The organism is Nocardioides pakistanensis, from assembly GCF_054781215.1.
On record NZ_BAAGUV010000029.1, the window covers coordinates 1 to 23,367 of the forward strand.

A 23,367-nucleotide genomic window follows, 5' to 3' on the forward strand; every position below is an offset into this window, starting at 1 on the left:
TGAAAGGCATCTGTTGCGTTCACACCCCGGCGAGCCGCACACCTACCTGCGAATCCGGGTCTGAGCGCCGGCGGCCGCGTCGTCGCGTCAGCTCAACAGGCAGGTTTGTCCGCCCGCACCGTTGCTGCGGCGTCGGTCACCGATCACGAGGGCGGATCTGCCTGTCGAAATGACCGGCCGGTCGGCCGGCTCGTACGAGGATCGGCCCGCTGTGCGGCCGGGGTGGACGTCGTACCGGCCCCTGGAGACGTGAAAACCCGGCCGTTGCTGACGGGGGATACAACAACGACCGGGCACTGGTAAATCTACGGGACCGCCGACCCGCGGACAACTCTGCAGGGCGAATATGTGTCAGGTCACAGCGATCCGGTCCGATACTGTCTAGTCAGGGTCAGCGGATGGTCAGCTGGCGGTTGGCCAGACCCGACCGCGCGGCCCGCTCCTCGGCGGTCAACGGGGTCTCGTCGGCCAGCGCGGCAGCGAGGTCCTCGGCGAACCGGGCGGCCGGCTTCTCCAGCACCTCGGCCCCTGTCCCGACAGGCAGGTCCCACACCGGGACCAGCACGCCGTGCACCCGGAACATGCCCACGAGGCGGGACTCGTCGGCGACCTTGTCCTTGCCCGCGACGTGCAGCCGGGCCAGCGCGCTGAGCAGCTGCTCCTCGTCGTGCGGCATCACCCAGCGCAGGTGCTCCTTGGTGCCGACGTTCGTCCAGTACGCCGCGTCGACCGAGCTGAGCCGGGTGGTCGGGTTGGCCGCGGCATTGGCGCTCTCGAGGGAGGCGGCCAGCGCACCGGTCTCGTCGTCCATGTCGGCGATCCAGAACTCGAACCCGTCGTGCACGGTGATGTCGAGCGGCTCGTCGGCGATCAGGTCCTGCAGGCGGCGCCCCTCCCCCGGCGGGTCGGTGAGCCCCACCATCGCGCCCGGCTCGGCCTCCAGCGCACGCTCGAGGACCGCGGCGAGATCCCGGCTGGGGTCACCGAACTGGTGCTGCACCTGCAGCGCGAGCCAGACCGTGCCGTCCTCGCGGACCAGCGCCGGGGCCGCCATCGGCAGCAGCGTGCACAGCAGCACGTCCCGGTCGGTGTCCACGCCGTCGGCCAGGCGCAACGGGGCGGTGGCCGCCGGCACGAGCTCGCGCAGCGCGATCAGGTCGCACTCGGCCGCCAGCCCCTCGAACGGGCGGCTGACGAAGGTGGCGGCGACCCCGGACGGGTCCCCGTGGCACGCCTTGTAGCGCTTGCCCGATCCGCAGGGGCAGGGCTGGCGGGGACCGACCTCACCCGGGGCGCTGGCTGTCTCGGTGCGGCTCTTGGTGCGCGACTTCTTTCCCATGCCGCGAAGGCTACTTGAGCGACGGGCCGGGCTTCAGCCGGCGGCGAGCAGCGCGTGGATCGTGGAGCGGGTCCGGGTGTGCTCCGACCACCAGTCCAGTGCCACCGACTCCACGATCGCCATCCCGCGTCCGGACAGCGCCGAAGCGGGCGCCTGCACCGTGTGCGGGCGCGAGGAGCTGCCACCGTCGGTGACCGAGAGCCTCACCCCGCGCCGTTCGGCAGCCCAGGCGATCAGGAGGGTGCCGTCGGAGAGCGGCTGGGCGTGCCGCACGGAGTTGGCGACCAGCTCGGAGATGACCAGCCGGCCGTCCTCGATCGCCTCGCGGGAGTAGCCTGCGCCGCGCATCCAGTCCCGCAGCTCGCGCCGGGCGAGGGCAACGGAGGATGCGGCGAACGGCACGCGAACCGTCTTCGGCGCGTGCTCACGCACGGAGCGTGTCTCCACGCAGCCACCCCAATCTCAAGGCACATCCCTCCGTGGGCGAGTCTGCCCGCTGTGCGGCATCCTCAAACACGGCCCTTCTCGCTGCCGCCGGCGCTGCCCTCCAGCAGGTGCAGCGTCTTGCCGGGGACGTCGGTGATCACCGCCTCGACCCCGACCTCGAGGCACAGCTCGAGGTCCTCGGGGCTGTTCACCGTCCAGACGTGCACCGGCCGGTCCCCGCGGCGGAGCGCCCGGCGCAGCCGGGGGTTCTTCCGGAGCAGCTCGATGCCGGGGCCGGCGATCCAGTCCTCGCCGGTGAGCCGTCGGGTCAGGTCCCAGGCGTACATCCGGTCCACCAGCATCACGACGTCGAGGTCCGGCGCCAGCCTCTTGACCCGGTTGAGCGCGGTGTAGGAGAAGCTCATCACGCGTGCTCGCGAGCGCGGGCCGGTGAGGCCGTACGACGCCAGCAGGTCGACCAGCCTCCGCTCCACCAGCCCGCTGTAGCGGGTCGGGTGCTTGGTCTCGATCGCGAGGTCCACCGGGCGGTCGTAGTCGAGCGCCGCCTCGACCAGCCGGCGCAGGGTGAGCACCTTGCGGGCCTCGACGTCGATCTCCGGCGCCTCGTCGTCGAGGTCGGACCACGGGTTCTTCCACGTGGCGAAGTCGAGCTTGTCGAGCTGCGCGAGGTCCATCGTGGAGACCAGGCCGCGCCCGTTCGCCGTACGGTCCACCCGGCGGTCATGGACGCAGACCAGGTGCCCGTCGGCGGTCAGCCGCACGTCGCACTCGAGTCCTTCCGCCCCCTCGTCGAGAGCGGCGAGGTAGGCACCGAGCGTGTGCTCGGCGTTGACCTGGCTCGACCCACGGTGCGCCACCACCTGCGGACGCCCGCTGTTGTGCATGGGTCAATCCTGACATCCCGCTGCGCGTGCGCGCGGGAACGGCGTGGCGGCTCAGCCGTGCTGGGCGCGCAGGAACTTGCCGAAGTGCGGCACGGTGAACGCGACCGTGCCCCGCTCGGAGGAGTACACGAGGCCCTTCTTGATCAGCCCGTCGCGCGCCGGGGAGAGGCTCTGCGGCTTGCGGCCGAGCGTCTCGGCGACCTGGGCCGTGGTCACCGCCCGGTCGAAGTTGTCGGCGCCGAGCTCGGCCATCGCGCGCATGTAGTCCCGCTCGGCGGGGGTGGCCCGGTCGTAACGGGCCCCGAAGAAGCCGACGGCGAGCTCGCTCTCGGCCTCGGGCGCTGCCTCGGCGACGTCGGTGACCCTGATCGGGGACTCCACCGCGACGTCCCAGGTGACCTTGCCGTAGGCCTGCACGAAGTAGGGGTAGCCGTCGGTGAGCCGGTACAGCTCGTCGAGCGCGTCCGGCTCGTAGTCGACGTCCTCGGTGCCGGCCGGGACGAGCAGGGCGCGGTCGGACATCGCGCGCGGCAGCCGGTCGACGACGACGTACCGGAACAACCGCTCTGCGTAGGACTTGCTGGCCGAGAGCAGCACCGGCAGGTGCGGCAGGCCGGCGCCGACGACCACCAGCGGGGCGCCCTGCTGGCTGATCTCGTGCACCGCTCCGCACAGCGCCGCCAGCTCGGCGGCGGAGATGTCCTGCATCTCGTCGATGAAGATGCCGATCCCCACGCCGAGGTCGCCGCCGAGCTCGGCGACGTCGGTGAACAGCTCGATCAGGTCGAGCTCGAGGTCGCCGGAGTCCGCGCGACCTTTCGTGGCGGGCACGTCGGCGCCGATCGACGCGGGCTGCCAGCGGACCCCCTTGCGGTCGTCGAGCTTGGTGCGGAGCGCGAAGGACTTCAGGACGCCGGCGACCGCGTCGACCCGCTCGGGGTCGCGGTGGCGGTGGGCGACCTCGCGTACGGCGGCGTGCACGGCCTGCGCCATCGGCAGCCGCAGCGACTGGTCCGGGCGGGCCTCGAACTTGCCGGTCCCCCACGCCCGCTTCACCGCCAGGCTGCGCAGCGCGTTGAGCAGCACGGTCTTGCCGACCCCACGCAGGCCGGAGAGCACCATCGACCGTTCCGGACGGCCGGCGGCGACCCGTTCGAGGGTGACCTCGAACTGGCGCAGCTCGCGGTCGCGGCCGGCGAGCTCGGGCGGGCGCTGACCCGCGCCGGGTGCGTAGGGGTTGCGTACCGGGTCCACGCGAGGACTGTATCCCTCTATCTAGGACAAACCCTAGATTTCGCTAGCGAGTCCTAGGGCGGCGTAGATTGACGTCATGACCACAGCGCAGGTGATCTGGGCGGTCAGCGGACTCACCGCGTTCCTGCTGCTCCCGGTCGGGGCGTTCCGGATGGTCGCCTACCGGTCCGGCGAGGTCGACCACACGCCGCAGCTGCGGCTGGTCGCCCGGCTGGCGCTCGGGATCGGTGGGGTGGCACTGGTGGTGTTCGCGGCGACCACGATCTGGTTCCTGGCGACCGGCGAGCGGCCCGTGTAGAACCCCCGGTCGGATCGGCAGGGGCACGCCGGCGACGGAAACGGCCCGGGTGCAGGGCGCGAGCGCGTGCGGGTCAGCCGGCGATGTCGTCGTCGCGGAACAGGTCGTCGAAGCCCGAGTGGCGGACCGCGTCGTACGCCTCGTCCAGGCCGCGTGCCAGCAGCTCGATGAGCGCGGGCACCTCCGCCACGTCGAGCCGGAACGTCCCGCTGCAGGTCGTGCCGCGCCACAGGGAGAGCACCACCACGCCCGCCTCGTGGTGCCAGCTGACCCGGAGCGCGCGGCCGCCGCCACGGGCGTCGAGGAACGCCTCGCCGGTGGCGGGGAGCGGTGCCGGTGCGTGCATGGGGCTCATTGTGCGCCTGTGATCTCGTCGTTGTCCGCCCTTCGTCACGGGCTTTACCGCCCTATGCTGGCGTCGTGCCCGAGCTTCCCGAGGTCGAGGCCCTCGCCCAGGACCTGCGTTCCCGGCTGTCCGGCCGGGCGATCGCCCGTGTCGACATCGCCGCGTTCAGCGCGCTGAAGACCTTCGACCCGCCACTGACCGCGCTCTACGGCGTCCTGGTCGACGACGTGACCCGGCACGGCAAGTTCCTCGACATCGAGGCCTCCGGGCTGCACCTGGTGGTGCACCTGGCCCGCGCCGGGTGGATCCGCTGGCGCGACGAGGTGCCGAAGCTGCCGCCGAAGCCGAGCAACAAGTCGCCGCTCGCGGCCCGGGTGGTCCTGGACGACGACTCCGGGCTCGACCTCACCGAGGCCGGCACCCAGAAGCGCCTGGCGATCTACGTCGTGCGGCGACCCGAGGACGTGCCCGGCATCGCCCGCCTGGGCCCGGACCCGCTGGCCGAGGAGTTCACCCGCGACACGCTGCGGGCGATCCTGACCGACGCCGGCCGGGCCCAGCTCAAAGGCGTGCTGCGCAACCAGTCCGTGATCGCCGGGATCGGCAACGCCTACTCCGACGAGCTGCTGCACGCCGCGCGCATGTCGCCGTTCAAGCCGGCCTCGAGCGTCGACGACGAGGAGCTCGAGATCCTCTACGACGCGATCCGCACCGTGCTCGGGGACGCCGTCGAGCGCTCCCGCGGGCTGGCCGCCTCGGAGCTGAAGGGCGAGAAGAAGTCGCACCTCGCGGTGCACGGGCGGACCGGCCAGCCGTGCCCGGTGTGCGGCGACACGGTCCGCGAGGTGTCCTTCGCCGACTCCTCGCTGCAGTACTGCCCCACCTGCCAGACCGGTGGCAAGCCGCTCGCCGACCGGCGAATGTCGCGCCTGCTGAAGTAGCCGCCCGCACGCGGGCCATTCGGACGTGCACTCCGGGTCCGGCTGGGCCGGGTTGCCGCCTGCGCGCCGGCCCGCGCCGGCGCGAGTGCACGTCCAGCCGGCCCGCCGCGCCGGTCCCTCAGCTGAAGGCGGTCGGGAGCGGCAGCTCGAGGGCGTCGGCGAGCAGGTCGAGATAGTCGGTACGGCGGACCTCCACGACGCCGAGCGAGGCCAGGTGCGGCGTCTGCCACTGCACGTCGAGCAGCCGCCGGTCGGCGTACCGGTCGCGGAGCAGGTCGACCAGGCCGACCAGAGCGACCTTCGAGGCGTCGGTGACCCGGTGGAACATCGACTCCCCCGCAAACAGGCCGCCGATCGCGACGCCGTACAGGCCTCCGACCAGCCGGCCGTCCTGCCAGGTCTCCACCGAGTGCGCCCAGCCCAGCTCGTGCAGCGCGGTGTAGGCGTCGATGATCTCCTCGTCGATCCAGCCGCTGTCGCGCGTGGGGTCGGCGCAGGCTCGGACGACCTCCTCGAAGCAGGTGTCGACGCGGATCTCCATCCGGCGCACGGAGGCGCGCAGGGAGCGGGAGACCTTGAGCCCGTCGAGGGGCAGGATCCCGCGCGGGTCCGGTGACCACCACAGCATCGGCATGCTCGGGTCGCCGGGCATCGGGAACAGCCCGTGCCGGTATGCCGCGAGCAGCGTGGCCGGCTCCAGGTCGGCGCCGACCCCGACCACGTCGTCGTCGATGTCGTGCAGCGAGTCGGGGAACTCCCATCCGGTGGGCGGCGGTTCGGTCGGCACGGGTGCCATGGTGCCACCCCGCCGAAGGGCTCCCCGCGGCTTGGAGCCGGGTCGGGTGTGCCCGGTGCCACGTTGGCCCCGCTTGTGCGGGGGTACCGGGGTCGTAGGGTTTCGATGACGTGCCGGTGAGGGCCGGCCGCCGGAGGAGGACACATGGGCATCGGTGGATCGCTGGGGAAGGCGCTGGCGCCGCAGGTGCAGAAGATGGCACCGGAGATGACCGCCGGCTTCGTGCACGAGGCGCTCGCTCGGGCGATCAACGGCGTCGGTCCGCTGCCCGGCGCCGCCCACGCCGCCGACAAACAGCTCGCCGAGCAGGGCGGGGACGTCGACAAGGCGATCCACGAGGTGATCGAGAACCACGTGCGGTACGCCGGGGTCCAGGGGTTCGCCACCAACCTGGGCGGTCTGGTGACCGCAGCGGTGACCATTCCGGCCAACATCGCCGGCCTGGCCATGCTGCAGTGCCGGATGGTCGCCGGGATCGCACACCTGCGCGGCTACGACCTCACCGACCAGCGGGTGCGCAACGCCGTGCTGATGTGCATGCTCGGCGAGGACGCGGTGCGCTCCCTGGTGAAGAAGAAGAAGCTGCCCGCTTCACCGATGGCGGTCGCCACCGCACCCGCCCACGACCCGCACCTGGACAAGGTGATCGCCGCCGAGGTGACCTCCGAGCTGCTCACCAAGGTCGCCGGCAAGCGGGTGGCCACCACCGTCGGTCGCCGGGTCCCCGTCGTGGGCGGCCTGGTCGGCGCCGGGGCGGACGGGTACTCCACGTGGAAGATCGGCCGGTACGCCGACCGGGAGCTGCTCTCGCGACCGCGCCGCTGAGCCGGCTGTCCCTCGCCGCGGCGCCGGGCTACTCCTCGCCGCGCAGGCGTCGCGCGGCCTTGCTCATCCGGACCGTGATCTGGGCGTTCGGGTCCTCGCGCTCGGCCGCCTCCCGGGTCATCACCGCAAGCGCCTCGATCGCGGCCTCGGCGACCTGTGCGGGATCGGGCCGGTCCGGGTCGGCCCAGCGGGCGCCCTTCGGCGGCGGCACCGGGCGGAGGTCCTCGACGTCGCCGACGACGTCGATCCCGGAGCCCTCGATCCAGTCGATCCAGTGGTTGGCGACCTCCTCGGCCCACGGGTAGAGCCGCGGTGGCAACGTCGCCTTGACCAGGTCGTCGCGCTGCGCGAGGTGCCGGTTGACCAGCAGCTCCTTGATCAGGTCCTGGGCGGTGGTGAAGTCGATGCCGCTGCCCGCCAGATGGGTGTTGAGCTGGCGCACGACGGCGATCTCCGCGATCCCCATCGACTCGTTGGCTCGGGCCCGGTCCTCGGGCGCCCACGCCGGGTCGATCCCGAAGACCTGGCAGAACCGGCGCCACAGCAGGTCCGGCTCCGCGCCGGCCTGGGGCACGGTGACGACGTGCACCCGCTCCGGCGGCAGGCCGGCGCCCCAGCGCATGAGTACGTCGGGCAGCCCTTGGCTGCGCCAGAACGGCATGTCCTTGCGCCCGTCGAAGCTGCGTCGCACCCGCCGGATGAAGCGCTTGTAGGTCCACCGGCGGCCGAGCTTGATCCCCTCCTGCCACTCGGCCGGGATCTGGCGGGCGATGTCGCGGGCGGAGTAGACGATGTGCACCTCGTCGCTCGAGGCGAGGTCGTCCATCGCCCGCTTCACCTGCTCCGGGGTGGCCGTGCTGAGGATCTCGTGGTCGATGATCACGGTGTCGTCGAGCCGGCGCACCCGGCGCATCAGGGCGTCCCACTGGCCCTGCGACGCGGGGCCAAGCCCTCCCCAGTCCATCTGCACCAGGTCGAGGGCGGGCCGGAAGTGGCTCGACAGCAGCCCGAGCGGGTAGTGGACGCCGTGGTCGGCGAGGCTGTTGCGGTTCTGGCGTAGCCGGTCCTGCAGGAACGTCGTACCGGTCTTGGGCGCCCCGACGTGGAGGTAGACGACCCGGCTCATGAGCCTGATTCTGCCCTACCCGGTTCAGCTCCCGGCGAGCGCGTTGACCACACGAGAAGGGCTGGGCCGGCCGAGCTGCTCGGCCATCCAGGCGCTGGTCTCGACGAGCTTGGCCAGGTCCACCCCGGTCTCGATGCCCAGCCCGTCGAGCATCCACACCAGGTCCTCGGTGGCGAGGTTGCCGGTGGCACTCTCGGCGTAGGGGCAGCCGCCGAGGCCGCCGGTCGACGCGTCGAACGTGGTGACCCCCGCGCGCAGCGCTGCCTGGGTGTTGGACAACGCCTGGCCGTAGGTGTCGTGGAAGTGCATCGCGAGCCGGTCGTTGGGCAGCCCGGCGTCGTTGAAGCCGGCGAGCAGGGCGGTCACGTGGCCCGGCGTACCGACCCCGATCGTGTCGCCGAGCGAGAGCTCGGACGCGCCGAGGTCGAACAGCCGCTTGCCCACGGCGACCACCTGGTCGACCGGGACGTCGCCCTCCCACGGGTCGCCGAAGCACATCGAGACGTAGGCGCGGACGTCGATCCCGGCGTCGCGGGCGCGGCGCACGGTCGGCTCGAACATCGTGAACTGCTCGTCGAGGCTGCGGTTGAGGTTGCGCTGGGCGAAGGTCTCGGTGGCGCTGCCGAAGATCGCGATGTGCCGCACGCCCTTCTCGAGCGCCCGGTCCAGGCCGCGCTCGTTGGGCACCAGCACCGGCATCGGAACCGGCTGCGCGGCCGGGTCGCCGAGCAGGTCGAGCAGCTCGCCGGCGTCGGCCAGCTGGGGCACCCACGTGGGGTGCACGAAGCTGGTGGCCTCCACGACCGGCAGCCCGGCGTCGACGAGGCGGCGGATGAACTCCGCCTTGACCTCGACGGGTACGACGGTCGGCTCGTTCTGCAAGCCGTCGCGGGGACCGACCTCGTAGATCCGGACCCGACCGGGCAGGCCGGGATCGGGCACGACCTGGGGCTTGCGCATGCTCACTCCTCCTCGACGGCCGCCGGCTCGACGACGAAGAGCGTGGCGCCGAGCGGCACCTGGTCGCCGGCGGCCGCGGCCACCTCGACGACGGTGCCGGCCATCGGGGCCTTGAGCGCGAGCTCCATCTTCATCGCCTCCATCACCCCGAGTGTCTCCCCCTCGGCAACCCACTGCCCGACGGTGGCGCCGACGTTCAGCACCGTGCCCGGCATCGGGGCGGCGACCGTGCCGTCGGCGGCGGCGTGGTGCGCGCCCGGGCCGAACGCGTCGGGCCGCTCGAAGACGTGGGTGTTGCCGCGGTGCGCGACCTCGACCCGGTGCGGTCCCACGCGCACCGCGCCCTCGTGCACCAGGTCGTCGATCTCCAGCCGGAGGACGCCCGCCTCGGCCGCGATCGGGTGCACCGCCCAGGATTGGTCGCCGGTCCGGATCGCCCCGGCCGGTTCCACGTGGAACACCCGGGTGTCCCCGTCGACGACGAGCTCGACCGGGATCGGTGCGGGCGGACCGGCCAGCCGCCAGCCGTCGGCGACCGCGAACGGGCTAGGGTCATGCTGCGCCGGCCCGCCGTCGGCCGACCCGGCGTGAGCCGGCACCGCCAGTGCCCAGGCGGCGAGCAGCGACGCCTCGGTGACGCCCTCGGGTCGCACCGCGTCGGGATGGGTGTCGAGGTACGCCGTGTCGATCTCGCAGTCGCGGAACGCCTCGGAGGCGGCCAGCCCGCGCAGGAAGCCGAGGTTCGTGGTGAGGCCGAGGATCGCGGTGTCGTCGAGCGCGGTCACCAGCGCCCGGCGGGCCGCCTCCCGGGTCGGCCCGTGCACGATCACCTTGCCGAGCATCGGGTCGTAGGAGGAGCTCACCACCTGTCCGGACTCGAGCGCGGCGTCGACCCGGGCGCGCGAGGACCAGCGGACGTGCTCGGCGACCCCGGCCTGCGGGAGGAAGCCGGCGAACGCGTCCTCGGCGTAGACCCGCGCCTCGATCGCGTGGCCGTCGAGCGCCACGTCGTCCTGGGTGAACGGCAGCGGCTCGCCGGCGGCGACCTTCAGCTGGAGCGCGACGAGGTCGAGCGGCCGTCCGCCCACGGTGACCGCGAGCTCGGTGACCGGGTGCTCGACCTGGAGCCGGGTGTTCATCTCCAGGAAGTACACCTCCGGGGGGTTCCCCCCCGGAGATCCCCCGGCATCGACGAGGAACTCCACGGTGCCGGCGTTGACGTAGCCGACCTCCTTGGCCAGCGCGACGGCCGACTCGGTCAGCACCCGGCGGACGTCGTCGGAGATGGTCGGGGCCGGCGCCTCCTCGAGCACCTTCTGGTGCCGGCGCTGGGTGGAGCAGTCACGCTCGAAGAGGTGCACGACGTTGCCGTGGGCGTCGGCGAGCACCTGCACCTCGACGTGGCGCCCGTGCTCGACGTACCTCTCCACCAAGATCGTGTCGTCGCCGAACGCGCTCGCGGCCTCGCGCCGGGCCGCGGCGAGCGCGTCGGCGAAGTCGGCCGGGTCGCGCACGATCCGCATGCCCTTGCCGCCGCCGCCTGCTGCGGCCTTGACCAGCAGCGGGAACCCGACGTCCGGCGCGGTGGTCGAGCCCGATCCGGTGGTCGAGCCCGATCCGGTGGTCGAGCCTGTCGAGACCAGCTCATCGCCGCGCAGCTCCGCGGACGGTACGACGGGCACCCCGGCCGCGATCGCGACCTCCCGGGCGATGTCCTTGCGGCCCATCCGGTCCATCACCTCGGCGCTCGGGCCGACGAAGGTCAGCCCGGCCTCGACCACGGCCCGCGCGAACGGGGCGCGCTCGGAGAGGAAGCCGTAGCCGGGATGCACCGCGTCGGCGCCGGTGCGCCGGGCGGCCTCCAGGATCGCGTCGATGCTGAGGTAGGACTCGGTCGCCGGCGTCGGCCCGATCCGGACCGCCACGTCGGCCGCGCGCACGTGCGGGGCGCCCCGGTCGGCGTCGGAGTACACCGCGACGGTGCGCAGCCCGCGCTCCCGGGCGGCCTTGATGATCCGCACCGCGATCTCGCCGCGGTTGGCCACGAGCAGCGTGGAAATGGGGCGGGGGGAGGTCACAGTGCCGTCCTTCCTGGGAAGCACATCGTCACAACGAGCACCACGTAGCTCATGCTCCTCACATCCGGAAGACGCCGTACGACGGCGCGGGGATCGGGGCGTTGGACGCGGCGGCGAGGCCCATGCCGAGCACCCGGCGGGTGTCGACCGGGTCGATCACGCCGTCGTCCCAGAGCCGGGCGGTGGAGTAGTACGGCGAGCCCTGCTCCTCGTACTGCTCGCGGATCGGCGCCTTGAACGCCTCCTCCTCGTCGGCGGACCACTCGCCGCCCTTGGCCTCGATCCCGTCGCGGCGGACGGTGGCGAGCACCGAGGCGGCCTGCTCGCCGCCCATCACCGAGATCCGGGCGTTGGGCCACATCCACAGGAACCGCGGGTCGTAGGCCCGGCCGCACATGCCGTAGTTGCCGGCGCCGAAGGAGCCGCCGATCACCACGGTGAACTTGGGTACGACGGAGCAGGCGACCGCCGTGACCAGCTTGGCGCCGTCGCGGGCGATGCCGCCGTTCTCGTACTCCCGGCCGACCATGAACCCGGTGATGTTCTGCAGGAACACCAGCGGGATGCCGCGCTGGTTGCACAGCTCGATGAAGTGCGCGCCCTTGAGGCTGGACTCGCTGAACAGGATCCCGTTGTTGGCCACGATCCCGACCGGGTAGCCCCAGATCCGGGCGAAGCCGCACACCAGCGTCTCGCCGTAGAGCGCCTTGAACTCGTGGAACCGCGAGCCGTCGACGATGCGGGTGATCACCTCGCGCACGTCGTAGGGGGTGCGCGAGTCGGTGGGCACGACGTCGTACAGACCCTCGGGGTCGTCGACCGGCTCCTCAGGAGCCTGCTGCGTCAGGTACCCGGCGGCCGAGGAGAACCCGGTGGTCGAGGAGGAGCGAAGCGACGTCTCGAAACCACCGCGCCGCTCGAACGTCGCCACGATCGACCGCACGATCGCGAGCGCCTCGGCGTCGTCGGCGGCGAGATGGTCCACGACACCGGACTTGCGAGCGTGCACGTCGCCACCGCCGAGCTCCTCGGCGGTGACGACCTCACCGGTCGCGGCCTTCACCAGCGGCGGCCCGCCGAGGAAGATCGTGCCCTGCTCCTTGACGATCACCGTCTCGTCGGACATCGCGGGGACGTAGGCGCCGCCGGCCGTGCACGAGCCCATCACCGCCGCGACCTGCGGGATGCCCTGGGCCGAGAGGTTGGCCTGGTTGAAGAAGATCCGGCCGAAGTGCTCCTTGTCGGGGAACACCTCGTCCTGCATCGGCAGGAACGCCCCGCCGGAGTCGACGAGGTAGATGCACGGCAGCCGGTTCGCGCGGGCCACCTCCTGGGCACGCAGGTGCTTCTTGACCGTGATCGGGTAGTAGGTGCCGCCCTTGACGGTGGCGTCGTTGGCCACGATCACGCACTCGCGTCCCGACACCCGCCCGATACCGGTGACGATCCCGGCCGAGGGCACCGCGTCGTCGTACATCCCGGTCGCCGCGAGCGGGCTCAGCTCGAGGAACGGGCTGCCCGGGTCGAGCAGCCGGTCCACCCGGTCGCGCGCGAGCAGCTTGCCCCGCTCGAGATGCTTGGCTCGGGCCGACTCCGACCCACCCTCGCGGACCGTGGCGAGACGGGCGCGCAGCTCCTCGACGAGCTCGCGCATCCCGGTTGCACCTGCTGCCATCGGCTGGCCACCTCCGTCGTACGACTGCCCCGATGTTAGCGATCGTTAACCCCGGCGTCCACCGGGCCGCGCGGAACGGGGGTCAACCCCCGAAGACCACCTCGCCGGCGACGTACGTCGCGACGACGGACGCCTCACCGATCTCCTCGGGCGCGCCGAGGAAGGGGTCCCGGTCGAGGACCACCAGGTCGGCATGGGCACCCACCTGGAGGTGACCGGTGTCGTCGCGGTGGCTGGCGAACGCCGAGCCGCTGGTGTGGGCCGCGAACGCCTCAGCGAGGGTCAGCGCCTGGCCGGGCACCAGGGCGGGCGTCGAGGCGTCCGCCTCCGGGGAGCGTCGGTTCACCAGGGTGTGGATCGCCGCGATCGGGTCCGGCGTGTTCACCGGCCAGTCGCTGCCGCCGGCGAGCGTGGCGCCGGAGCGGGCGATGTCGGCGAACGGGTACTGCCAGCTGCGCCGCTCGTCGTCGAGGTGCGGCTCCAGCAGGGTGACCGCAGGGGTGTCGGCGCTCGCCCACAACCCCTCGAAGTTCGCCACCACGCCGAGGCGGCGGAACCTCGGTCGGTCCTCGGGTCGGACCAGCTGCAGGTGGGCGATCTGGTGCCGCAGGTGGTTCATGCCGTTGGTGCGCCGGGCGTGCTCGATCGCGTCGAGCGCGTCGTGGACGGCGCGGTCGCCGATCGCGTGCACGTGCACCGGGAACCCGGCCGCGTCGGCGGCCTGCACGGCGTCGGCGAACTGCTCGACCGACAAGAAGGCCAGGCCTCGGTCGCCGCAGGAGCAGAACGGCAGGTCGGTGTAGGGCTCGGTGACCGCGGCCGTGCCGGTCTCGGAGATCCCGTCGGCCATCAGCTTGACCGCGCCCGCGTCGAGGCCGTGCCGGGCGAGCTCATCCCGTCGGGCGACCAGCTCCTCGACCTGCTCGACCCCCCGGTGGCGGTCCCACCACAGGGCGCCGCGGACCCGGCTGACCAGCTCCCCGGAGGCGAGCAGGTCGAGGTAGGCCAGGGTCGGGTCGTCGATGCCGGCGTACCCGCCGAGCAGGGCGTCGTGCCAGCCGGTGATCCCCAGCGAGTGCAGGAAGCGCTGCGCGTGGCGGAGTGCGTCGGTGTACTCCGCCTGCGTGGTGGCCACGTGGTCGCCGACCAGGGCCATCGCCGCCTCCCGCAGCGTCCCCTCCAAGCCGCCGTCGTCCCCGCGCATCAGCCACCCGTCGGGGAGGTCCGGCGTGTCCGGGCCGACCCCGGCGATCTCCAGCGCCCGGGTGTTCACCCAGGCGTCGTGGTGGTCGCTGCTGGGCAGGAACACCGGGCGGTCGGGTACGACGGAGTCCAGGTCCGCCACCGACGGCGCCTCCTCGGGGAACGCCGCCAGCGACCACCCGCCGCCGCGGATCCACGTCGCGTCGGGGTTCTCCCGGGCGTGCCGGGCGATCGCGTCGAGGTACTCCTCTCGCGAGGAGAGGCCGGAGAGGTCGCAGCGGGTCTGCTCCAGCCCGCCGATCATCGGATGGAGGTGGGCGTCCTGGAAACCGGGAGCGAGCAGCCCACCGGCGAGGTCGACCTCCTCGGCTCCCGGACCGACCGCCGAGCGCACCTCCGCTGGGTCGCCGATCGCGAGGATGCGGCCCTCGGCCGTCGCCACCGCGACCCCGCGATGGTGGCGCACCCCGTCGAAGACGTTGCCGTCGAGGAACACCCGCCTGCTCATCTGCCCACCTGTCTGTCTGTCAGCCATCCGGACCAACCCGCACCGTGCCCGATTCTCACCCGTCCAAGCCCCGTGCGGGCCGAGAGGTGAACGTGCGCTAACCGACTGGTCTATCGTGGCCGCATGGCAGCTTCTCGCCGCGACCAGATCCTCGCCACCGCTGCCGAGCTCTTCGCCGAGCGTGGCTTCCACGGCGTCTCGGTCGCCGAGCTCGGCTCCGCCTGTGGCGTCTCCGGCCCGGCCCTCTACCGGCACTTCCCGTCGAAGGACGCGATGCTCGCCGAGATGCTCGTCTCGATCAGCGAGGAACTGCTCGAGGTCGGCCGTGAGCGGGTCCGTGAGGCCGAGGGGCCGCGCGAGGCGCTGCACGCGCTGGTGAACTGGCACATCGACTTCGCGCTCACCAACAAGGCACTGATCGTGGTCCAGGACCGGGACTGGGCGTCGCTGCCCGAGGACGCCCGCGAGAAGGTGCGCGAGCTGCAGCGCAGGTACGTCGAGCTGTGGGTCGACCAGCTGCGCGCCGTACACCGCGGACTGCCCGCCGACCGGGCCCGAGCGATGGCCCACGCGGCGTTCGGGCTGCTGAACTCCACCCCGCACAGCGCCCTGCTGTCGGAGGAGGAGATGCGCGGCATGCTGGAGGAGATGGCGCTGCGCGCGGTCGCCCTCGAGCGCCCCGCCTGAGGCGCCGCGAGCCCCCGGCTCAGCCGGCGTTCTTCAGCGCGTCCTCGAGCGCGGCGAGCACCAGCAGCGCGGCGTCGGGACGAGCGTTGTGCCCCATCAGCCCGATCCGCCACACGGTCGAGGCGAACGCGCCGGCCCCGGCGCCGATCTCCAGGTTGTGCCGCTCGAGGAGATACCGGCGTACGGCGGCCGAGTCGACGCCCTCCGGCACGCGCACGGTGGTCAGCTCAGGGAGCCGATGACCCTCGGCGGCGAACAGCTCCAGGCCCATCTCCTGCAGCCCGGTCTGCAGCAGCCGGCCGGCCTCCTCGTGCCGCGCCCACACGTTCTCCAGGCCCTCGCCGACGATCCGGCGCAGGCCGGCGTGCAGGCTGGCCACCATCGCCACCGGCGCGGTGTGGTGGTAGGTGCGGCCGCCGGCCCCGTGCTGCTGGCCCGCGCCGACGTAGCCGCCGAGCAGGCCCAGGTCGAGGTACCACGACTGCGGCTTCTCCACCCGCCGCTCGAAAGCGCGGTCGTTGATCGTGAACGGCGCGAGGCCGGGTGCCACGCCGAGGCACTTCTGGGTGCCGGCGTAGCCGACGTCGACGCCCCAGTCGTCGGCGCGCAGCTCGATCCCGCCGATCGAGGTGACCGCGTCGACGACCAGCAGCGCGTCGCCCTTGATCTCGCCGAGTGCCGCGATGTCGGAGCGGACGCCGGTGGAGGTCTCGGCGTGCACCGCGGCGATGACCGCCGGGTTCGGGTGGGCGTCCGCGACACGCTGCGGGTCGACCGGCGTACCCCACTCGTGCTCGACCGCGACCACCTCCGCGCCGCATCGCGCGGCGACGTCGCACATCCGCTGGCCGAACAGGCCGTTGACCGCGACGACCACCACGTCGCCCGGGTGCACGGTGTTGACGAAGGCGGCCTCCATCCCGGCCGAGCCGGTCGCGCTCAGCGGCAGGGTCCGGGAGTTGCGGGTGCCCCAGACCGTGCGCAGGTCCTCGCACGTGTCGTCCATCAGCGCGAGGAACTCGGGGTCGAGGTGACCGAGCAGCGGCAGGGCCAGGGCTGCGGTCGCCTCGGGATACGGGTTGGAGGGGCCCGGTCCGAACAGGCGGCGCTCGACGACGGCGGAGGCGAAGGTTCCGGTGGCGGGGGTGCTCATGCTCACCGAACCTACAGAACCGCACCCGGATTGAGGATCCCCTGCGGGTCCAGGGCGTCCTTGATCCGCCGGTTCAGCTCCATCACGTCGGGACCCAGCTGGTCCGGAAGCGCAGCCTTCTTCGCCCGGCCCACCCCGTGCTCGCCGGTGATCGTGCCGCCGAGCGCGATCGCCTCGCCCATCACGTCGGCGAAGGCCAGCCGGGCGCGGGCCTCGCTGTCGGGGTCGGCGGGGTCGTAGACCACGATCGGGTGGGTGTTGCCGTCCCCGGCGTGCGCGACGACCGGGATCTCCACCCCGTGCCGGGTCGCCACCCCCGCGATCGCGTCGAGCAGGTCGGGCAGCAGCGGGACCGGTGCGCCGACGTCCTCGAGCAGCAACGCGCCACGCGCCTGGATCGCGGGAAACGCCTGCCGGCGGGCCTCGACGAACATCTCGCCCTCCGCCGGGTCGTCGGTGACGAACACCGCCGTGGCACGCGCCGACTCGCAGGCGGCGCGGATCAGGTCGATCTCGTGGGTGCGCGCCACCCCGGGCGCGTCGGACTGGGCGACCAGCAGGGCGCCGCAGGAACGGTCCAGTCCCATCGGCCGGTGGTCCTCGACGGCGTTGATGGAGGCCGCGTCCATCAGCTCCATCATCGACGGCCGCAGTGACCGCCGTACGGTCACCACCGCCTCGGCGGCGTCGGCGACCGTGGGGAAGGTCGCCACCAGCGTGGCGCGCGCGTCCTGGGCGGGCACCAGTCGCAGGATCGCGCGGGTGACCACGCCGAGGGTGCCCTCGCTGCCGACGAACAGCTTGAGCAGGGACAGCCCGGCGACGTCCTTGATCCGCTTGCCGCCGAGCGTGATCAGCCGGCCGTCGGCGAGGACCACGTCGAGGCCGAGCACGTAGTCGGTGGTGACGCCGTACTTCACGCAGCACAAACCGCCGGCGTTGGTGGCGACGTTGCCGCCGATGGAGCAGATCTCGTACGACGACGGGTCGGGCGGGTACCAGAGCCCGTGCTCGGCGGCGGCCGCCTTCACCTCGGCGTTCAGCGCGCCCGGCTCGACCACCGCGACCTGGCAGTCGGTGTCGATCTCGATCGCCCGCATGCGTTCCAGGGCCAGCACGATCCCGCCGTCGACGGCCGACGAGCCGCCGGAGAGGCCGCTGCCGGCGCCGCGGGGTACGACGGGGACACCGTGCCGGGCCGCCCAGCGGACCGCCTCCTGCACCTGGCCGGCGTTCTCGGCGCGGACCACGGCGACCGGCTTGCCCGCCGAGCGGTCCTGGGACCAGTCGTAGCGGTAGGGCTCCATCGTGTCCGGGTCGGTGAGCACCACCCCGTCGGGCAGCGCGTCGACCAGCTCGGTGAGGGCGTCGTACGACATGAGGCCATGCAACCACGCAGAACCCGGGTCCCGACAGGCTCGATCCACGGGGCTGGGTGCGGATCCCGGGCCCCCGACCAGCGGCTGTGTCGTCGCGACGGGGTCCTAGGCTGTCGGACCATGAGCCTCCTCGACTCCCCGATCGCCCGTCTCGACGGCACGCCCACGACGCTCGGCGACCTCACCGCCGGCAAGCCGGCGCTGCTGGTCAACGTCGCCTCCAAGTGCGGGCTCACCCCGCAGTACGCCGGCCTGGAGCAGCTGCACGAGAAGTACGCCGACCGCGGCTTCACCGTCGTCGGGCTGCCGTGCAACCAGTTCATGGGCCAGGAGCCGGGTTCGCCCGACGAGATCGCCGAGTTCTGCTCGGCCACCTACGGCGTGACCTTCCCGATGACCGAGAAGATCGAGGTCAACGGCGATGGCCGGCACCCGGTCTACGCGGCGCTCGTCGACGCCCCCGACGAGGAGGGCCGCACCGGCGACATCTCGTGGAACTTCGAGAAGTTCCTCGTCGACGGCTCCGGATCCGTGCTCGCCCGGTTCAGTCCCCGCGTCGAGCCCGAGGACTCGCGGCTGGTGTCCGCGGTGGAGGCGGCGCTGGAGGCCTGACGGTTTCCCATGTTCACATGGGAATCTGGAACTTGGCACGGGTTGGGTGCCGTGCAGAGTTCCGGTTTCCCACGTTCACATGGTGTTCTGCGGGGGCGCCGGAGAGTGCGTCGTCGCGGGGGTCACACGAAAATCCGGTGAACCGGACGCGGGGGTTTCGGTAATCTCCTCGGGTCCTCCGGCCGCACTGCGCGGCTGACCCCTCGCAACCGGCAGCGCCTCGGCCTGCCCTGCGAACACGCAAGGAACCCGATGCCCGAGATCACCCAGCACCCCGAGTCCGACAAGCTCGACAAGGACGTCCTGCTCGTCGCCGGCGTCGTCGTGCTCTCCGCGATCATGTCGATCCTCGACGTGACCGTGGTCAGCGTCGCGCTGCCGACGTTCATGAACGAGTTCGACGCCACCTACGCCCAGGTGGCCTGGACGATGACCGGCTACACCCTGGCGCTGGCCACCGTGATCCCGCTGACCGGCTGGGCCGCGGACCGGTTCGGCACCAAGCGGCTGTTCCTGCTGGCGCTGGCGCTGTTCACGCTCGGTTCGGTGCTGTGCACCCTGGCCGACTCGATCTCCACGCTGGTCCTCTTCCGGGTGTTGCAGGGCCTCGGCGGCGGCATGCTGATGCCGCTGGGCATGACGATCATGACCCGCGCGGCCGGTCCGCACCGGATCGGCCGCGTGATGGCCGTGCTCGGCATCCCGATGCTGCTGGGCCCGATCGGCGGCCCGATCCTGGGTGGCTGGCTGATCGACACCGCGAGCTGGCAGTGGATCTTCCTGATCAACCTGCCGATCGGGCTGCTCGCGCTGGTCTTCGCCGCGATCGTGCTCGCCAAGGACGCCCCCGAGCCGTCGGAGTCCTTCGACTTCGTCGGCATGCTGCTGCTCTCTCCGGGTCTGGCAGCCTTCCTGTACGGCGTCTCCTCGATCCCTGAGGAGGGCACCGTGCTGGCCGGCCGCGTCCTCGTGCCGGCGGCCATCGGCCTGCTGCTGGTCGTCGCGTTCGTCTTCCACGCGTTCCGCACGGTGCACCCGCTGATCGACCTGCGCCTGTTCGGCAACCGGCAGCTGACCGTCGCGGTCATCACGATGACCCTGTTCGCGATCGCGTTCTTCGGCGCGAGCCTGCTGTTCCCGTCGTACTTCCTGCAGGTGCGCGGTGAGACCACGCTGGCCGCCGGACTGCTGCTCGCGCCGCAGGGCCTCGGTGCGATGGTGAGCATGCCGGTCGCGGGCCGGTTCGCCGACTCGACCGGGGTCGGGCGGATCGTGCTGGTCGGGATCTCGCTGATCGTGGTCGGGATGGGCGTGTTCACCCAGGTCGGCGCGGACACGTCCTACTGGCTGCTGCTCGGGGCACTGTTCGTGATGGGGCTGGGCATGGGCGCGACGATGATGCCGATCATGACCGCGGCGCTGCAGACGCTCACCGACCACAACATCGCCCGTGGCTCGACCTTGATGAACATCGTGCAGCAGGTCGCCGGCTCGATCGGCACGGCGGTGTTCTCGGTGATCCTCACCAACGCGATCAAGGGCAAGGACTTCGCCGGCCCCGCGATCGCGTCGCGGCAGGACCCCTCCATCGCCGAGCAGATCCCCCAGCCGGCGCTGGCCCAGGGCTTCGTCGAGGCCGCGGACTCGTTCGCGCTCGCGTTCCTGGTAGGCGCGATCCTGGTCGCGCTGTGCCTGGTGCCGGCGGCGCTGCTGCCGCGCAGGCACGTGGCCTCGCCGATGAGCGATGACGACCTGCCGCCGGTGCTGATGCACTGAGCGCGGCCAGGGAACGGGGTCGGCGGGGCGGGGTCGGCGGGGCGGGGTCAGCGGGTGCGAACCAGCCGGGCGAGCTCGAAGTGCATCGGGTCGGTCCAGGCCCAGTCCCCGCCCCAGGCGAACCCCCACTTCTTGAAGATCGCCACCACGGTGCGGTCGATCTCGCCGGCCACCCCGCGCTGGTTGCCGGGCACGTTCAGGTCGACGGCGATCCCCCAGGTGTGCAGGGACAAGCCCTTGCGGGGGTCGCGGCCGATGAACCGGGGCACGTAGCAGCCGCCGAACTCCTCGGGATGGATCTCGTCGGCGAACCCGCGGGCGACCACCTCGCGCAGGGCGCCGCGCAGCTGCGGGAACAGCACCCGGTGCCCGGTGACGCTGCCCAGGATCGGCACCGTCTCGGTGCGGATGTTGGCCGCTACCCAGGCCGGGTCCGGCTGCACCGAGCCGTCGCGGAACCAGCGGTAGCTGAACGTCCCGACCGCCGCCGCGACCGACCCGCCGGTGACCTGCGGCAGCTCGATCCGCTGCTGCTTGGCGATCGCCTCGACGGCCTTCACCAGGCGCTCGATCTCGGCGATGTCGAGGTCGTCGCTGACCGAGTACTGCGGCCCGACGTCGACCTTCCGGTCGGGGGCGTCGCTGCCCGGGACCGCCGCGGCGAAGCCGCCGCCCTCCAGCACCTTCGGCCCTCGGGCGGGCCGGTTGGGTTTGGTCGGATCGCTCGATGACGGGCTGGTCGAGGGGCTGCCTGCCGCGGTCACCCCTGACTCCGGGCCCGGTTTCTCCGCCGCCACCGGGTCGGCGGCTTCCGCGCTGTTGTCGGCGCAGGCGGCCAACGGTGTCAGCAGGAGGAGTACGCCGGCCAGCGTGGCGCCGCGAGCACGGCACGGTGACCGTCGTACCGCCATCACAGCTCCCCAGAACGCTCCCCGGCGCCGAAACGGCACCGCCCTCGGCACCAGTCTAGGCGCGCTCGCCCGGGCATGCGCGGGACTCGGACTTGGCACGAGGAACCGGCGCTTTGCACGGGTTGCGCATCGTGCAAGGCGCCGGTTTACCACGTTAACGTGGGAAACCTGGGGCGCCTGGGGCGAGGCGGGAGCGGCTCACCAGATGCGGACGCGGTCCTCGGGGTCGAGCCAGAGCCCGTCGCCGGGGGCGGTGCCGAACGCCTCGTGGAACTCGTCGAGGTTGCGCACGATGTTCGCGCGGAACTCCGCCGGGCTGTGCGGGTCGACCGTGATCAGCTGCTGCATCTGCTCCTTGCGGCGCTTGGTGCGCCACACGTGCGCCCAGTTCAGGAACACCCGCTGCGAGCCGGTGATCCCGTCGCGCTCGGGCACCGGCTGGTCGCCGAGGCTGATCAGGTACGCCTTGTGCGCGATCGTGAGGCCGCCGAGGTCGCCGATGTTCTCGCCGACGGTGAGCGCGCCGTTGACCTTCTCGCCGGGCAGGTCGCGCGGCTCGAAGGCGTCGTACTGCGCGATCAGCTTGTCGCTGCGCTCCTTGAACGCCGCCCGGTCGGCCTCGGTCCACCACTCGTTGAGGTTGCCCTGACCGTCGTACTGGGAGCCCTGGTCGTCGAACCCGTGTCCGATCTCGTGGCCGATCACCGCGCCGATCCCGCCGTAGTTCTCCGCCGGGTCGGCGTCGGGGTCGAAGAACGGCTTCTGCAGGATGCCCGCCGGGAAGCAGATCTCGTTGGTGCCGGGGTTGTAGTAGGCGTTGACCGTCTGCGGCAGCATGAACCACTCGTCGCGGTCGACCGGGGAACCGATCTTGTTCAGCTGCCGGTCGGTCTCGAACGCCGCCGCGGCCTCGACGTTGGCCATCAGGTCGTCGTGGCGGATCTGCAGGGCGGAGTAGTCCCGGAACTTCTTCGGGTAGCCGATCTTGGGGTTGAACGTCTCGAGCTTCTCGAACGCCCGCTCCTTGGTCTGCTCGCCCATCCAGTCCAGCGCGGCGATGTTGCGGCGGTAGGCCTCGATCAGGTTCGCGACGAGCTCGTCCATCTTCGCCTTGGAGCTCGGCGGGAAGTGGCGGGCGACGTACTCCTCGCCGACGGCCTCACCGAGCGCGGCCTCGACCAGCGCGACCCCGCGCTTCCAGCGGGCGCGCAGCTCCGGCGTCCCGTTGAGGGTGCGGCCGTAGAAGTCGAAGTTTTCCTCGACGAACGCGGAGGAGAGGTACGGCGCGGCACGGCGGATCACGCGAGCCGCCAGCCACTCGCGCCACTGTTCGATCGGCACCTCGGCCAGCGCCGTCGACAGGTGGGACAGGTAGCTCGGCTGGCGCACGACGGTCTCGGCGAGCACGTCCTCCGACGCACCGAGGCCCTTGCGCCACGCGGTCCAGTCGACCTCCGGGGCGAGCGTGGTGAGCTCGTCGAGGGTGGTCAGGTTGTAGGTCCTGATCACGTCACGGGTCTCCGCGCGCTCCCAGTGGCCGGCGGCCAGGCGGGTCTCCACGTCGAACACGGTGCCGGCGGCCTGCTCGGCGTCGTCACGGCCGGCGAGGGCGAACATCCGGGTCAGGTGCCCCCGGTAGGCCTCGCGGATCTCGGCGAACTTCTCGTCGCGGTAGTACGACTCGTCGGGCAGGCCGAGGCCGCCCTGGAGCAGGTTGAGCACGTACCGGTCGGAGTTGCGGTCGTCGGTGTCGACGTAGGAGCCGAACAGCCCCGAGCCGCCGAGCCGCTCGAGCTCGCCGATGAAGTGCAGCAGCTCGCCGAGGTCGGCGACCTTCGCGGCGTCGGCCAGCATGTCGGCGATCGGAGTCATTCCGAGCTCCTCGACCCGCTGCTCGTCCATGAAGCTGGCGAACAGGTCGCCGATCTTCTGGCCGTTGTCGCCGCCGATCTTCCCGGCGGCGGCGTCCTCGATGATCTCGCGGACCCGCTGCTCGGAGACGTCGGCGAGCTGCACGAAGGGTCCCCACGCCGACCGGTCGGCGGGGATCTCCGCGGTGTCGAACCAGGTCCCGTTCACGTGCCCGAAGAGGTCGTCCTGGGGCCGGACCTGGAGGTTCATGCCGTCTTTGGCGTCGTCGAGGATCGTCACGTCGCCACCCTAACCGCC

Annotated in this window: 21 protein-coding genes; 6 read left to right on the plus strand and 15 right to left on the minus strand. The window is 72.0% G+C overall.

Features of this window, described 5'->3' with window-relative positions:
• Positions 1-391 precede the first annotated feature (391 nt).
• The 4 genes from ACYVIH_RS12215 to ACYVIH_RS12230 form a co-directional block, all read right to left on the minus strand.
• Positions 392-1,339, minus strand: a complete 948-nt coding sequence (locus ACYVIH_RS12215; RefSeq protein WP_460869725.1) for a DUF5926 family protein — start codon at positions 1,337-1,339, stop codon at positions 392-394.
• Between the two features lie 33 nt (positions 1,340-1,372).
• Positions 1,373-1,786: an ATP-binding protein gene (locus tag ACYVIH_RS12220; RefSeq protein ID WP_460869727.1), complete on the minus strand. Its 414-nt coding sequence runs from the start codon at positions 1,784-1,786 to the stop codon at positions 1,373-1,375.
• A gap of 62 nt (positions 1,787-1,848) precedes the next feature.
• Positions 1,849-2,670 (minus strand): glycerophosphodiester phosphodiesterase family protein, encoded by an 822-nt coding sequence (locus tag ACYVIH_RS12225; RefSeq protein ID WP_460869729.1) that lies wholly within the window; start codon positions 2,668-2,670, stop codon positions 1,849-1,851.
• 51 nt (positions 2,671-2,721) lie between these two features.
• Positions 2,722-3,924 (minus strand): AAA family ATPase, encoded by a 1,203-nt coding sequence (locus ACYVIH_RS12230; protein ID WP_460869731.1) that lies wholly within the window; start codon positions 3,922-3,924, stop codon positions 2,722-2,724.
• A 76-nt stretch (positions 3,925-4,000) separates the two neighbouring features.
• On the opposite strand from ACYVIH_RS12230, the gene ACYVIH_RS12235 reads away from it, so the two are divergent.
• A complete protein-coding gene (locus ACYVIH_RS12235; protein ID WP_460869732.1) occupies positions 4,001-4,222 on the plus strand; it encodes a hypothetical protein in 222 nt (73 codons plus the stop codon).
• A gap of 73 nt (positions 4,223-4,295) precedes the next feature.
• On the opposite strand, the gene ACYVIH_RS12240 is transcribed toward ACYVIH_RS12235, so the two are convergent.
• A complete protein-coding gene (locus tag ACYVIH_RS12240; protein ID WP_460869734.1) occupies positions 4,296-4,568 on the minus strand; it encodes a hypothetical protein in 273 nt (90 codons plus the stop codon).
• Between the two features lie 74 nt (positions 4,569-4,642).
• Here ACYVIH_RS12240 and ACYVIH_RS12245 point away from each other — a divergent pair, with 74 nt between their 5' ends.
• The gene (locus ACYVIH_RS12245; protein WP_460869735.1) at positions 4,643-5,509 is read left to right on the plus strand and encodes an Fpg/Nei family DNA glycosylase; all 867 of its coding nucleotides are present in this window, start codon (positions 4,643-4,645) and stop codon (positions 5,507-5,509) included.
• Positions 5,510-5,627: 118 nt separating this feature from the next.
• On the opposite strand, the gene aat is transcribed toward ACYVIH_RS12245, so the two are convergent.
• Positions 5,628-6,296 carry a leucyl/phenylalanyl-tRNA--protein transferase gene (gene aat, locus ACYVIH_RS12250; RefSeq protein WP_460869736.1) on the minus strand — a complete coding sequence of 223 codons (669 nt, stop codon included), beginning with the start codon at positions 6,294-6,296 and terminating at the stop codon, positions 5,628-5,630.
• 153 nt (positions 6,297-6,449) lie between these two features.
• Between aat and ACYVIH_RS12255 the strand changes: the two genes are divergently transcribed.
• Positions 6,450-7,130 (plus strand): EcsC family protein, encoded by a 681-nt coding sequence (locus ACYVIH_RS12255; protein ID WP_460869737.1) that lies wholly within the window; start codon positions 6,450-6,452, stop codon positions 7,128-7,130.
• 28 nt (positions 7,131-7,158) lie between these two features.
• Here the strand turns inward: ACYVIH_RS12255 and ACYVIH_RS12260 are convergent, their stop codons facing one another.
• The 5 genes from ACYVIH_RS12260 to ACYVIH_RS12280 all read right to left on the minus strand — a co-directional run bounded on the left by ACYVIH_RS12260 (position 7,159) and on the right by ACYVIH_RS12280 (position 14,680).
• A complete protein-coding gene (locus tag ACYVIH_RS12260; protein WP_460869738.1) occupies positions 7,159-8,256 on the minus strand; it encodes a hypothetical protein in 1,098 nt (365 codons plus the stop codon).
• A gap of 24 nt (positions 8,257-8,280) precedes the next feature.
• Complete coding sequence (locus tag ACYVIH_RS12265; protein WP_460869739.1) at positions 8,281-9,216, minus strand: hydroxymethylglutaryl-CoA lyase; 936 nt, start codon at positions 9,214-9,216, stop codon at positions 8,281-8,283.
• Positions 9,217-9,218: 2 nt separating this feature from the next.
• Positions 9,219-11,294, minus strand: a complete 2,076-nt coding sequence (locus ACYVIH_RS12270) for an acetyl/propionyl/methylcrotonyl-CoA carboxylase subunit alpha (RefSeq protein WP_460869740.1) — start codon at positions 11,292-11,294, stop codon at positions 9,219-9,221.
• A gap of 58 nt (positions 11,295-11,352) precedes the next feature.
• Positions 11,353-12,969 (minus strand): carboxyl transferase domain-containing protein, encoded by a 1,617-nt coding sequence (locus tag ACYVIH_RS12275; protein WP_460869741.1) that lies wholly within the window; start codon positions 12,967-12,969, stop codon positions 11,353-11,355.
• Between the two features lie 82 nt (positions 12,970-13,051).
• Positions 13,052-14,680 carry an amidohydrolase gene (locus ACYVIH_RS12280; RefSeq protein ID WP_460869742.1) on the minus strand — a complete coding sequence of 543 codons (1,629 nt, stop codon included), beginning with the start codon at positions 14,678-14,680 and terminating at the stop codon, positions 13,052-13,054.
• A gap of 123 nt (positions 14,681-14,803) precedes the next feature.
• Between ACYVIH_RS12280 and ACYVIH_RS12285 the strand changes: the two genes are divergently transcribed.
• A complete protein-coding gene (locus ACYVIH_RS12285) occupies positions 14,804-15,367 on the plus strand; it encodes an SACE_7040 family transcriptional regulator (protein ID WP_460869743.1) in 564 nt (187 codons plus the stop codon).
• Between the two features lie 19 nt (positions 15,368-15,386).
• On the opposite strand, the gene ACYVIH_RS12290 is transcribed toward ACYVIH_RS12285, so the two are convergent.
• Together ACYVIH_RS12290 and ACYVIH_RS12295 are read right to left on the minus strand one after the other, a co-directional pair.
• Positions 15,387-16,520 carry a pyridoxal-phosphate-dependent aminotransferase family protein gene (locus ACYVIH_RS12290; protein ID WP_460869744.1) on the minus strand — a complete coding sequence of 378 codons (1,134 nt, stop codon included), beginning with the start codon at positions 16,518-16,520 and terminating at the stop codon, positions 15,387-15,389.
• An 11-nt stretch (positions 16,521-16,531) separates the two neighbouring features.
• A complete protein-coding gene (locus tag ACYVIH_RS12295) occupies positions 16,532-17,899 on the minus strand; it encodes an FAD-binding oxidoreductase (RefSeq protein WP_460869745.1) in 1,368 nt (455 codons plus the stop codon).
• A 120-nt stretch (positions 17,900-18,019) separates the two neighbouring features.
• Here ACYVIH_RS12295 and ACYVIH_RS12300 point away from each other — a divergent pair, with 120 nt between their 5' ends.
• Together ACYVIH_RS12300 and ACYVIH_RS12305 are read left to right on the plus strand one after the other, a co-directional pair.
• Positions 18,020-18,511: a glutathione peroxidase gene (locus tag ACYVIH_RS12300; RefSeq protein ID WP_460869746.1), complete on the plus strand. Its 492-nt coding sequence runs from the start codon at positions 18,020-18,022 to the stop codon at positions 18,509-18,511.
• 252 nt (positions 18,512-18,763) lie between these two features.
• Positions 18,764-20,287: a DHA2 family efflux MFS transporter permease subunit gene (locus ACYVIH_RS12305; protein WP_460869747.1), complete on the plus strand. Its 1,524-nt coding sequence runs from the start codon at positions 18,764-18,766 to the stop codon at positions 20,285-20,287.
• Positions 20,288-20,334: 47 nt separating this feature from the next.
• Here ACYVIH_RS12305 and ACYVIH_RS12310 read toward each other — a convergent pair whose 3' ends face one another.
• Both ACYVIH_RS12310 and ACYVIH_RS12315 read right to left on the minus strand, forming a co-directional pair.
• Complete coding sequence (locus tag ACYVIH_RS12310; protein WP_460869748.1) at positions 20,335-21,198, minus strand: M15 family metallopeptidase; 864 nt, start codon at positions 21,196-21,198, stop codon at positions 20,335-20,337.
• Between the two features lie 198 nt (positions 21,199-21,396).
• The gene (locus tag ACYVIH_RS12315) at positions 21,397-23,349 is read right to left on the minus strand and encodes a M13 family metallopeptidase (protein ID WP_460869749.1); all 1,953 of its coding nucleotides are present in this window, start codon (positions 23,347-23,349) and stop codon (positions 21,397-21,399) included.
• Positions 23,350-23,367 lie beyond the last annotated feature (18 nt).